Raw genomic sequence first — 11,559 nt, forward strand, 5'->3', positions numbered from 1 at the left:
CACTCAGAACCCGCTTCCGCAGACACTTACCGCTTAACCTGCAGAAACAGGATCACGCGGAGATCGACTCATACACCACGTCCGTGGACGTGACCACGTCCCCAGCCGCAGGTGCGCCAGCCGAAGCCGGCGTGCCCGCACGCCCCGCATCCCCGGCCACCTGCCGGGAGGGCATCGGCAGAGGCCGTGGCGGGATCCACCGGACGCACGGCGATCAGGTGCCGCGTCAGTGCCGGTCGCCACGGCGGGTCGCCCGCCCGCCCCGCGCCCTCGGTAGCCTTCCCTGCCCCGGCCTTCCCGCCCCTCAGCCTTTCCCCGGCCCCCGCCCTTCCCAGTCACCCCGACCTTGCCAGCCACCCCGGCCCTTCCCAACCTTCCCAACCTTCCCAGCCTTCCCGGCGTTCCCGGACTTCCCAGCCACCCCGCGCACACCGGCACCCCGAGCTGCCGACCACGCCAGGAGTCCCCGCTTATCCCTCCTCCCCCGGACATGACTTTGCCCGTCCCGGGCCGCGCCCCCGGAACGGGCAAAGTGGTTACTCCGTCATGCCCCGCGTCGTTGTGGTGCGGGGCGACAGAGCGTCTGGTGATGATCTGGCGTGGTGCCCGCCTACCTGGCCCGGCCCTGTCGGCGTCAGCCGCACGGGCGTGGGCCGCATCGCGACCGACCGGTCACTGCCGAGCGCGCCCACTGCCGAGCCGCGTCACCGGCTGCCGGTCGCTACCGGGCCCTGCACCGCTGGCCGTGCCACCACCGGGCCGCACCACCAGCGGGCCGTGCTACCACCGGGCCGCGCTACGCCGGCCGCGCCGATCCCGGCCTCGTCACTTCCGGCCGAAGCGGATGCGGCGGGCGGTGGCGAACAGGGTGGCGGAGGCGGCGAACATCGCGCCCAGCATGAGGGCGACCAGGGCGCTCGGGTTCATGCCGGTGAGGCCGGTCGGCTGCTCGGCGCTCATCAGGCCGCCGACCGGGAGCGACGCGGTGGTCTGCTCGACGGCCTGGCCGACCGGGGTGGAGCGGACCAGGTCGGTGGCCGGGTTGACGACGGACAGCGGGCCGGAGGCCGGCTCGTGGCCCTCGGGGGCCTTGGCGGTCATGACCTTGGCGGGCTTGGCGTTCTTGCCCTTGGTCACCGGCTTGCCGTGCTTGCCGGGCTTGGCGGGCTTGCCGGGCTTCACTGGGGTGTGCGGCTTGGCGGGGGCGCCGGGCAGGCCCGGGAGGCCGGGCAGCTCGGGCAGGCCGAGGTCCTTGGTGACGGTCGTGACGTCGGTCAGCGTGCCGGGGTCGGGCAGGCCCGCCTGCTTGGCCACCCCGCCCAGGCCGGCCGTGTCGGCCACGCTCGCGACATCCGCGACCTTGGCCACATCTCCGACCTTGGCCACGTCGGCGACCCCGGCGAGGCCCGCGGTCTCGGTCAGGCCGGTGACGCCGGTGAGGCCGGAGCCATTGGTCGTGTCGGCCGAGATCCCGGAGGCGACCGGCACGCTCTTCAGCCGCTCGGGCAACTGCTGGACGTTGCCGGTCACCGCCGCCGCGCCCGGGGCGCCGTTCAGGGTGCCCACGGACGGCACCATCGGCAGTTCGGGCAGCAGGGAGCCGGAGTCGTGCCCCTTGGGCCCCTTGACCATCGTCTTGCCGTGCTTGAAGAGCGGGCCGCGGGAGCCCGGCAGCGGGTCGCCGGCGCGGGCGCCGCCCAGGCACCCCGCCGCGGCGTCGCCGAGCACGGCCGCCGCGTTGCCGCAGACGTTCACCGGCGCGGTGATCGGGGCGACGGCCTGGTTGCCCGACAGCACCCCGGCGATCCCGGACGTACGGTTGCCGCCCGCGCCGTGCGCGTTCCGCGAGACCGACGCGCCGCCCTTGCAGCCCGCGAACGCGTTGCCGACCAGGGCCACCGCGTTGCCGCAGATGTCCACGGGCGCGGTGATCGGGGCCACGGCCTGGTTGCCCGACAGCACCCCCGCGATCCCGGACGTACGGTTGCCGCCCGCGCCGTGGCCGCCCCGGGCGTTGTCCACGGTGCTGCCGCCGACGCAGCCCGCGGTCGCGTTGCCGACCGCGTTGCCGCAGATGTCGATCGGGGCGGTGATCGGGATGACGATCTGGTTGCCGCTGCCGACGCCGAAGCGGCCGTCGGTGTCGTTGCCTCCCGGTCCCTGCAGGTGCCGCTTGGTCGTGGCCTTGGCATAGCGGCCCTTCGGGCGTCCGGGGCCGTCGGAGACGGTCGCACCGCCCTTGCAGCCCGCGAACGCGTTGCCGACCAGGGCCACCGCGTTGCCGCAGATGTTCACCGGTGCGGTGATCGGGGCGACGACCTGGTTGCCGCCGAGCACCGAGCCGGTGCCGGAGGTGTAGTTGCCGCCCGAGCCGCGGCCGGTGTTCTTGACCACGGCGCCGCCCTTGCAGCCGGCCGTGGCGTTCCCGAAGATCGCGACCGCGTTGCCGCAGGCGTTCAGCGGGGCGGTGATCGGGGCGACGATCTGGTTGCCGCTCAGCACGCCGCCGTCGCCGTCGGTGAGGTTGCCGCCCGAGCCGCCCTTGCCGGTGTTGTGCACGGCCGCGCCGCCCTTGCAGCTCCCGTCGGAGTTGCCGATCACGGCCAGGGCGTTGCCGCAGGCGTTCACCGGGAGGTTGATCGGCGCGTTCACCTGGTTGCCGCTCAGCACGCCGCCGTTGCCGGACGTGCGGTTCCCGGTGCCGGCCGGGGAGGAGTTGTGGACCGTGGCGCCGCCCTCGGAGTCGGCGACCGAGTTGCCGAGCACGCTGCCGGAGTTGCCGCTGATGTCGATCGGCACCGAGATCGGCAGGTCGATCTGGTTGCCGCTGCCGATTCCGCCGTTGCCGGACGTGTCGGCGACGGCCGTACCGCTGCCGAGGGACATGACGGCCACCGCGAGCAGTGCCGCGGGAGCCTTGCCCTTCGTCCACGTACGCATATACATGCTCCTATGTGGTTCTTTGGGGGGTTACCTGACGTCTCGTACGCGGCCGGGGCCCGGCGGGACCCGGATCGGGGACCCGCACAGCGGAGGCCGTCAGGGCCGGTACGAGGGTGAGAAGGTGAATCGCCGGATCGTTGATCGATGGTTCGATCGTTCGATGGTCGATTCGGGCTGACGTTCAGCCCGGCGTCTCGGCGAGCCGGGTGCCGCAGGGCGTGCCGGGCAAGGACCGGGAGGCCCTCGGCCCTCAACGGAGGTACGGAGGTTCGAAGGTTCGGTCATGCCCGCGGGTCACACCCGCGGCCAGACCGGGCCCTTGCCCGTTCCGTCCACGCGAACCTGTGGCGATCCGTACGCGGCCTGCGCACCGCACACGCGTGCGTACGGCTGTGGCTGTGGGAGCGGTGGGGCGGCAGAGCGTGAGCACCGCCGCCGCCTCGGCCCCGCATCACCCTGATGAGGGCCGATGCGGTGCGCCGCGCGAACCACGGACGACGAGTGGGGGCACCACGAGCAGTGGAAGCGGTGGTGCACACCCCGCGTGCGGGTGAGGCCGGTCTGCGCCCGGACGCGAACCTGCGAGCGCACGGTCTCGATGGCCCGGCCCGCCTCGCGGCGGTGCCGGATCGGATGCGCGGGCTCAGTCAGGGGAGAACGAAGGCTCGTCCGCCGCTGTGCGGACGACCGGGGGCAGCACGGCGGCCAGAGGAGCGCGCCGCACCAGGACGTGGGGGTCGTACGTCGACCGGGCCACGTCGCCCGTACCCGGCCCGAACTGGCCGGGGCCACCGCCGCCGTGAGGCACGAACCCGTCGGCGCCTGCGCCGACGTCGGCGGTGGAAGGCGCGGGCAGAACCGGCGTCGACTGGCTGGTCAGCCCGTCCACGCCGCGCCCCGCCATCGCCTCGGCGTTGCCCGCCGCGGACTCTCCCGCGGCGGCGATGCCACCGATCAAGGGGAACCCGTCGATCCCGGGCTCCGCCGGAAGGCCGCCGGACGGTGGCCGGTCCCCGCCGTCGCCGACACCCGTCGTCGCCGCCTCGGCGATGCCGCCGTCTGGAGCGACGGCGGCCGCGATGCCGGTGTGGCCGGCATCGCGGGCGGCGAACGTGTCGGCGGAGGCCGGGGCGGCCCCGGCCAGCAGGCCGAGGAGGACCGCGATCAGCCAGCCGGCGGCCATGAGAGCGCCGAGGGCGACCGCCCGCACGAGGGTCCGCCGGCCATCGGCCGCGAACCACGCCCTCCGGTCTGCCCGGACGGTGACATCCTCGTGCGCGATGTGCTCGTGGCCGGCGTCGGCCGCGAGCGGGAGACGAGCAGCGCGACCGGAACCGGCCCACCCGGCGCCGCGACCCCACGAGGTCACGGACGCCCGCCGAACGGCATGGCAGACCGCGGACGCACGCCGCATGACACGACCCCGGCGGGCCGCGAACTCACACAGAGCAGCGCGCTCCGAACCGACCGACGCCGAACCGACCGACGCCGAAGCGATCCACGCCGAAGCGGTCGGCTCCGACTCGGCCGGATCCGATTCGGTCACGAGGACGCGCCGCGCGACGGCGGACGACCGTCCGTCGCGCTGCCAGGCAGGCGTGCGCACCACGTGACCTCCTCAGGCTCGTAAAGCAGGCCCGCACGCCACCGCCGCCGGAAGCAGCCCGGAACGACCCGAGCCGACGCGATGAACGGGCGGGACCTGACGGTCCCCTGTTCAACGGACAGTCACGTTAGCACTACTCATCGTCAGTGCAACGGCTTTTCGCGGAACCTCTCAGGACTGGTCCAGGAACCGGTCAAGGACGCGTACCCCGAACTGGAGCGAATCGACCGGCACCCGCTCGTCCACCCCATGGAACATTCCCGAGAAGTCCAGGTCGGCGGGGAGCTTGAGCGGCGCGAACCCGAACCCGCGGATGCCCAGGCGGCTGAACGCCTTCAGGTCCGTGCCCCCCGACAGCGTGTACGGCACCGCGTGCGCGCCCGGGTCCTCCGCGACGAGGGCGTCGGCCATCGCGCGTACGAGCGGGCCCTCGAACCCGGTCTCGACGGCGATGTCGTGGTAGACGAACTCCCTGGTCACGTTGGGCCCGAGCAGTTCGTCCAGCGTCTGGAAGAACTCGTCCTCGTAGCCCGGCAGGAACCGGCCGTCCACGTGCGCGGTCGCCTCCTGCGGGATCACGTTGGCCTTGTAGCCGGCGTCCAGCATGGTGGGGTTGGTGGTGTTGCGGAGCACCGCGCCGATCATCCGGGCCAGGGGCCCCAGCTTGGCGACGGTGGCCTCGGCGTTGTCGGGGTCGAACTCCAGGTTCAGCGCCGCCGACGTCTCCTCCAGGAACGCCCGTACGGTCGGCGTGAGGCGTACCGGCCACTCGTACCGGCCGATACGCGCCACCGCCTCCGCCAGCTCGGTGACGGCGTTGTCGGCGTTGAGCATCGAACCGTGCCCCGCCCGGCCGCGCGCGGTGAGCCGCATCCACGCGATGCCCTTCTCCGCCGCCTCGATCAGGTACAGCCGCTTCTGCTCCCCGATGCTGACGCTGAACCCGCCGACCTCGCCGATCGCCTCCGTACACCCCTCGAACAGGCCGGGGTGCCGCTCGACCAGCCACTGCGCGCCGTACTTGCCGCCCGCCTCCTCATCGGCCGTGAACGCCAGCACGACGTCCCGCGGCGGCCTGCGCCCCTCGCTCAGCCGCTGCCGCACCACCGCGAGGATCATGGCGTCCATGTCCTTCATGTCGACCGCGCCGCGCCCCCACACGCACCCGTCGGCGACCTCCCCGCTCAGCGGATGCCGCGTCCAGTCGCCCGCGTTGAACGGCACCACGTCGAGGTGCCCGTGCAGGAGCAGCGCCTCCCGCCCCGGGTCCTCCCCCTCGATCCGCGCGACCACGTTGGCCCGCCGCGTGTCGCTCTCCAGAATCCGCGGCTCCAGCCCAACCTCGGCGAGCTTCTCCGCGACATACTCCGCCGCCGCCCGCTCCCCCGGCCCCGCGTTGTCGCCCGCGTTCGTCGAGTCGATGCGGATCAGGTCGCGGCACAGTTCGACGACCTCGTCCTCACCCTTGAGTCTCGTCATGCCGACTCCTCAGCTCAGCTACGTGTCGCGCCCCATCCTGCCCGTCCACCCACGTCCGGGCACACCCGCCCACCCGCCACGCATCGGTCCCGCTCGAACGCGGTATGACGCACGCCCCAGAGTTTGCTAACCTGGGTCCGCCGACGAGGGAGCGCATCCCCCGTCATGCACACCAGTCCGGGTGGCGGAATAGGCAGACGCGCTAGCTTGAGGTGCTAGTGCCCAGTGATGGGCATGGGGGTTCAAGTCCCCCCTCGGACACAACTGCTACATGATCGCCCGACTTCTGTTCGGGCGATCACCGTTTTACGATCGGGCTCGTACGTCAACTGCAAGCCGATCTGCGCGTACAGGTCGGCCTTGTGCCGCGGATCAGCGCCGCGAAGCAGCCTCCGCACGTCTTCGGGCGGCCACTGTATGACGGGTTGTCGTCCCGCGGGTCTCACCTTCTCAGGGGCGGGGCTGTCGCGCGGTGAGACGGCACCTTGCGGGTCCCTTCGCCCGCAGGGTGATGCCCTGCTCGAGCGGAACCGCGGTGTCCACGGCGTCGAGGTCGTAGGTCCGCAGGACCATGGCGAGCGCCAGCACCGATTCCAGCATCGAGAAGTGCCTGCCGATGCACGCGCGGGGCCCGCCTCCGAAGGGGAACCAGGCGTACCGTGGCCGAGCCGCTTCCCGCTCCGGGGTGAACCGCTCGGGATCGAACCGCTCCGGCTCCTCCCAGTACGCGGGGTGGCGGTGGGTGACCCACGGACTCACCAGCACGTTCGCTCCGGACGGGATCCGGTGTCCGCCGATCTCGACGTCCGTGACGGCCATCCGGCCGATCACCGGAGCCGCCGGATACAGGCGCATGGCCTCCTTGAGCACCATGGTCGTGTACGGCAGCGCGTCCAGGTCCGCCGCTTCCGGCATGCGTCCGCCGAGCACTGCGTCGATCTCCGCCTGGGCGCGTTCCCGTGTCTCGGGATGGCGGGCCAGCAGGTGCAGCGCGAACGCCAGGGACGTGGCGGTGGTCTCGTACCCCGCCAGCAGGAAGACCAGCACCTGGTCGCGGATCTCAGCGGGGTCCAGGCTGTCGCCGTCCGGCCCGGTGGCCCGCGCCAGCAGGCCGAGCAGATCGTCACCGCCGGCGCCGGCGGCCTGGCGGGCGGCGATGATCTGGTCGCACAGGGCGTACAGTTCCTGCTGCGCGGCAGCGGCTCGGCGATTGGCGGGCGTCGGCCACTGGCGCGGGACGCGCACCGGGGCGTTTCCTCGCCGCAGCGTGTACTCACCGATCACCGGGAAACTCCGCCGTACGACATCGACCGCGGCGTCGACATCCGCGCCGAACAGGACGCGGCCCACGACGCGTAGCGTGAGCCGCGTCATCTCGTCGATCACGTCGATCGTCCGGTTCGGTGCGGCCCGCCATCGATCGATCGTGGCCTGGGTCTCCTCGCACATCACCGTGGCGTACCGATCGACCTGGCGGCGGGTGAACAACGGCTGCACCAGGCGGCGTTGGCGCAGGTAGTCGGCGTCCTGGCTGGTGAGCAGCCCGTTGCCGACGCACTCGCGGACCTCGTTGTAGAAGACGTTGTCCTTGCGGAAACGACCGGGGTCGCCGCCGAGGACCTGCTGCGCCCCGTCGGCGGAGAACACGCCGTAGAGCACCGCGCGCAGACCAGGCGGGCCGGCCGTGAAGCGGACCACGTCCCCGTGCTCGCGCTGCGCTCGAAGGAAGGTGTTCATCAGATCGCGCCGCAGGTCGAGCACCGATCCGAGCAGGGGCAGCCCAGCGGGGCCGGGGACAGGCATGCTCACCGCTTGAGCCTCCGATCTCTCACGATGCGCTCGGCGTCGGGGGCGCGCATGCCGGCCGGTTCCGTGGCGCCCACGATGAGTGGACGGGGCGTCGTTCCTCCGGGGGGACGCATGGCAAAGGTCTCCTCAGGTTTCGGGATCGTTCGTACGGCCGTCCGCCAGGGCGTTCGGCCCCGGCCGCCGGGGAATCACGGCGGCTCGGCGCCCTGGGCACCCTTCGCCCGGCAACGTTCCCACCTGTGGGAAGGGGGCAGGGCTTGACACTCCATACGCTATGGAGCACGGCCGTTGTCGAACAGGCCATTGACCGCCCATCCCGTATTCACTTCCTTGACGGTGCAACCAAGGAGGCCGCCCTGGTGGCACGGCCCACGGTCCGGCGTGGGCGCACCTGGAATCCCGGGGAGGGAGAACGGGCCGTCCGCGGAGACGTAGGCGGGGAGGGCCCGGTCGGGGGTCGCGCTGGTGCAAAGGGGTCGCGCTGCTGCAAAGGGGTCGCGCTGGTGCAAAGAGGCGCGACCTCGTCGCGCCGGCCCCACGGCCCGGAGACAGAACGACGAGCGCATGAGAGACGGTTCGGCGGGTCGCCCTCCAGGAGCGACCCGCCGAACCTCGCCGATACCGAGCTACCGATCCCCGCGGCGGCCGAGGCGTGGCCCGGGGAGGGCGATCATGCCACGGCTTGGACGGCCGTGAGGATGACGTCCGCGACAGCGGCGGGCTGGGAAGCGGGCAACGCGTGGGAGGCGCCGGCGATCTCCACCTGCTCGCGGGCGCCGGCCCGTTCGGCCATGAACCGGTGCGCGGCGAGCGGAATGTTGAAGTCAAGCTCGGGATAGACGAACCAGGACGGGAGGTCCCGCCAGGCCGGCGGAGCGGACTTTCCGTGCAGCGCCCGATCGTTGAGCGGGCGCTGGGTCACGGCGTCCAGGGCGGCGCGCTCGGGCGGCAGGTCTGCGGCGAACTGCGCGTGGTAGCGCTCCTGACGGATGTACAGATCGGTGCTGCCGTCGGGCAGCGTGACCGCGTTCAGGGTGTCACCCAGCGTGCTGCCGGGAAAGCGGCTGCTCAGCTCGGCGATGCTCTCGCCCTCCTCAGGCGCGAACCCGGCCACGTACACCAGCGCCTTGACCCGGTCGTCGCCACGGACGGCGTTAGAGATGACCTGACCACCGTAGGAATGGCCGACCAGGACGACCGGGCCGTCGAGGGAGGAGATCACGCCCGCAACGACATCGGCGTCGCCCGGCAGGTCGCGCAGTGGGTTGGCGGCGGCGATCACGTTCAGGTCGTGCTCGTGCAGCCGTGTGATGACGCCGTTCCAGCTAGCCGACTCGGCGAACGCCCCATGCACGAGAACGATGGTGCTCATGACCCCTCCTGGCCGGTCTTCAGAGCGGTGGACAGGAAATCGATGGCCTGCCGGATGGCGCTTTCGGCGGCAGAGGTGCCGCGCAAGGCGTTGAGCATCACGAAGTCATGGATGATGCCCTGGTAGCGCACAGCGGTGACCGGCACGCCGGCCGCGCGCAGCTTGTTCGCGTACGCCTCGCCCTCGTCGCGCAGCACGTCGGCCTCGGCGGTGATGACGAGTGCCGGGGGCAGTCCGGCCAGGTCCTCCAGGCCGGCCCGTAGCGGCGAGGCGGTGATCTGCGCGCGCTCGGCGGGATCGGTGGTGTACTGGTCCCAGAACCACTGCATGCCGTCGCGGCGCAGGAAGTACCCTTCGGCGAACTCGTGGTAGGAGCCGGTGTCGAAGGCGGCGTCGGTGACCGGATAGAACAGCACCTGCGCGGCCAGCGGGATCCCGCCGCGTTCCTTGGCCATCAAGGTCAGCGCGATGGCCATGTTGCCGCCGACCGAGTCCCCGGCGACCGCCAGGCGGGAGGCGTCCAGTCCATGGTCGGCGCCGTGCTCGACCACCCAGCGGGCGGCTGTGTGGACCTGTTCGATCGCGACCGGATAGCGGGCCTCGGGAGAGGGGCTGTAGTTGACGAACACCACCGACGCGCCGACACCGAGGGCCAGCTCACGGGCCAGACGGCCGTGGGTGTGGTCGTTGCCGAACACCCAGCCGGCCCCGTGCACGTAGATGATCACCGGCAGGGGTGGGGTCGCGCCCGCCGGCCGGAACACGCTCACCGTCAGCCCATCGGCGACCGGGAGGATCTCCTTGCTGGTGCCCGGCACCTCGATCTCGGGTGTCTGAGCCTGGTCCACGGCCTTGCGGCCGTCGGCGGGATCGAGATCGAACAGGTAGGGCGGGTTGGCGGTGGCCTCGGTGAAGGCCAGCGCGGCCTTCTCAAGAACGGGTTTGTGCGTGGACATCCTCGCCTCTTCCCCTCTCTGTGGATGACGTGTCGCCGCCGCGGTGTCACGCCCCCTCAGCCTGGCAATCGGGCCTTTCGAACACATCAGTAAATTGACTGACGTGTCGCCGGCGGCAGCCCGGGAGAAGAGCGGGAGCCGGCGCCTCCGCGGGTGGGCAAGGCCGGCTGCCGGTGTCAGCGCCGGTCGGCCAGGGCGTCTTCGAGGAAGCGGCCGCCCTGCCTGAGCGCGGCCACGGTGGGCGGGCTGTCACGCAGCGGGTCGAGGAACGCGAAGTCGTGGATCGTCCCCAGGTAGCGTACGCAGGTCACCGGCACTCCCGCCTCCCGCAGCATGCGGGCGTACTGCTCGGCCTCGTCTCGTACGACGTCGGCCTCCGCCGACACGACCAGCGCGCGAGGCAGTCCCGCGAGGTCCGCCGCGGTGGCGCGCAGCGGCGAGGCGGTGGGGTCGGCGAGTTCACCGCCGTCGTCGATGTACTGCTGCCAGTACCACTCCAAAGCCGCGCGTGTCAGAAGGTAGCCGGACGCGAACTGTTTCCGGGACGCGGTGTCGCAGTACGGGGCGGTCGTCGGGTAGTACAGGAGCTGCGCACGAATGCGGGGGCCGCCGCGCCGCTTGGCCATCATGGTGAGCGCCGTCGCCATGGTGGCGCCGGCGCAGTCGCCGGCCACCGCCAGCCTCCGGCCGTCCAGATCCAGGCCGGGGGCCTGCTCGACGACCCAGGTCAGCAACGCGTACGACTCCTCCAGCGCGACCGGGTAGCGGGCCTCGGGCGTGCGGGTGTACTCGGGGACCACGAACGCGGCGGCGCTGGCGGCAGCGAGTTCGCAGATCATGCGCGCGTGGGTCTGCGCGTCGCCGAGCATCCAGCAGCCGCCGTGCAGGTACACGACCAAGGGCAAAGGGCCGGCCGCGCATACCGGCCGGAAGATCCAGAAGCCGGTGAGCCCGGAAGGGCCCACCGGCGCCACGGCGTATTCGGCGTCCACGCCGAGGTCCTCGTGCGCATGGCCCTGGATCTCCAGCAGTGCTTGCCGTCCGTCGAGCGGGCCGAGCTGGTGCAGGTAGGGCGGCGCGGCCGAGGCGTCGAGGAGCCGCTGGACGAGGGCGTCGAGGACGAGGTCCGAACGGTCGGGCTGTCCTGGGCCGGTGCCGGGCTCGGAACTCACACGCCTCACCTTTTCTGTCGTCATGGTGGTCAACGAGCAGGGCCCGCGCCTTCCGCGGTTCGCGAGGGCCACGGACACGTGTACGCCGGACGCCCCGCCGTGACGGTCACCGGTCGCCCAGCAGGTGGCGGAGCTGGTTGCGGTTGCTGACGCCGAGTTTGGGATACACGTTGTACAAATGGGAGGAGACCGTGCGAGGAGAGAGCATCAGTCGCTCGGCGA

The 11,559-nt window shown here is 71.9% G+C and carries 8 protein-coding genes and 1 tRNA gene; 1 reads left to right on the forward strand and 8 read right to left on the reverse strand.

Translation table 11 applies throughout. The features are described from left to right. Positions 1-825 precede the first annotated feature (825 nt). From HNP84_RS50715 to HNP84_RS50725, 3 genes are all read right to left on the reverse strand, one after another. On the reverse strand, positions 826-2,940 hold the full coding sequence (locus HNP84_RS50715; RefSeq protein ID WP_185057358.1) for a chaplin family protein: 2,115 nt from the start codon (positions 2,938-2,940) through the stop codon (positions 826-828). Positions 2,941-3,586: 646 nt separating this feature from the next. Next, on the reverse strand, positions 3,587-4,549 hold the full coding sequence (locus HNP84_RS50720) for a hypothetical protein (RefSeq protein WP_221337782.1): 963 nt from the start codon (positions 4,547-4,549) through the stop codon (positions 3,587-3,589). Positions 4,550-4,720: 171 nt separating this feature from the next. Next, positions 4,721-6,028, reverse strand: a complete 1,308-nt coding sequence (locus tag HNP84_RS50725) for a M20/M25/M40 family metallo-hydrolase (protein WP_185057359.1) — start codon at positions 6,026-6,028, stop codon at positions 4,721-4,723. Positions 6,029-6,203: 175 nt separating this feature from the next. On the opposite strand from HNP84_RS50725, the gene HNP84_RS50730 reads away from it, so the two are divergent. Continuing rightward, positions 6,204-6,289 (forward strand) — tRNA-Leu (locus tag HNP84_RS50730). A 189-nt stretch (positions 6,290-6,478) separates the two neighbouring features. Here the strand turns inward: HNP84_RS50730 and HNP84_RS50735 are convergent. The 5 genes from HNP84_RS50735 to HNP84_RS55790 form a co-directional block, all read right to left on the reverse strand. Further along, on the reverse strand, positions 6,479-7,831 hold the full coding sequence (locus tag HNP84_RS50735) for a cytochrome P450 (protein WP_185057364.1): 1,353 nt from the start codon (positions 7,829-7,831) through the stop codon (positions 6,479-6,481). A 676-nt stretch (positions 7,832-8,507) separates the two neighbouring features. Next, positions 8,508-9,209, reverse strand: a complete 702-nt coding sequence (locus tag HNP84_RS50740) for an alpha/beta fold hydrolase (RefSeq protein WP_185057360.1) — start codon at positions 9,207-9,209, stop codon at positions 8,508-8,510. Then, positions 9,206-10,165, reverse strand: coding sequence for an alpha/beta hydrolase (locus tag HNP84_RS50745; RefSeq protein WP_185057361.1), 960 nt, complete (start codon positions 10,163-10,165; stop codon positions 9,206-9,208). The genes HNP84_RS50740 and HNP84_RS50745 overlap by 4 nt, the downstream gene beginning before the upstream one ends. A 176-nt stretch (positions 10,166-10,341) precedes the next feature. Beyond that, a complete protein-coding gene (locus HNP84_RS50750; RefSeq protein WP_221337784.1) occupies positions 10,342-11,337 on the reverse strand; it encodes an alpha/beta hydrolase in 996 nt (331 codons plus the stop codon). Positions 11,338-11,443: 106 nt separating this feature from the next. Further along, positions 11,444-11,545 carry a LuxR C-terminal-related transcriptional regulator gene (locus HNP84_RS55790; protein WP_281396547.1) on the reverse strand — a complete coding sequence of 34 codons (102 nt, stop codon included), beginning with the start codon at positions 11,543-11,545 and terminating at the stop codon, positions 11,444-11,446. Positions 11,546-11,559 lie beyond the last annotated feature (14 nt).

Source organism: Thermocatellispora tengchongensis (assembly GCF_014202315.1).
GTDB lineage: Bacteria > Actinomycetota > Actinomycetes > Streptosporangiales > Streptosporangiaceae > Thermocatellispora > Thermocatellispora tengchongensis.

Coding starts and splice junctions, on each gene's coding strand:
- HNP84_RS50745 (WP_185057361.1), bottom strand. CDS start 10,165: ATGTCCACGCACAAACCCGTTCTTGAGAAGGCCGCGCTGGCCTTCACC.
- HNP84_RS55790 (WP_281396547.1), bottom strand. CDS start 11,545: ATGCTCTCTCCTCGCACGGTCTCCTCCCATTTGTACAACGTGTATCCC.
- HNP84_RS50735 (WP_185057364.1), bottom strand. CDS start 7,831: ATGCCTGTCCCCGGCCCCGCTGGGCTGCCCCTGCTCGGATCGGTGCTC.
- HNP84_RS50715 (WP_185057358.1), bottom strand. CDS start 2,940: ATGCGTACGTGGACGAAGGGCAAGGCTCCCGCGGCACTGCTCGCGGTG.
- HNP84_RS50740 (WP_185057360.1), bottom strand. CDS start 9,209: ATGAGCACCATCGTTCTCGTGCATGGGGCGTTCGCCGAGTCGGCTAGC.
- HNP84_RS50725 (WP_185057359.1), bottom strand. CDS start 6,028: ATGACGAGACTCAAGGGTGAGGACGAGGTCGTCGAACTGTGCCGCGAC.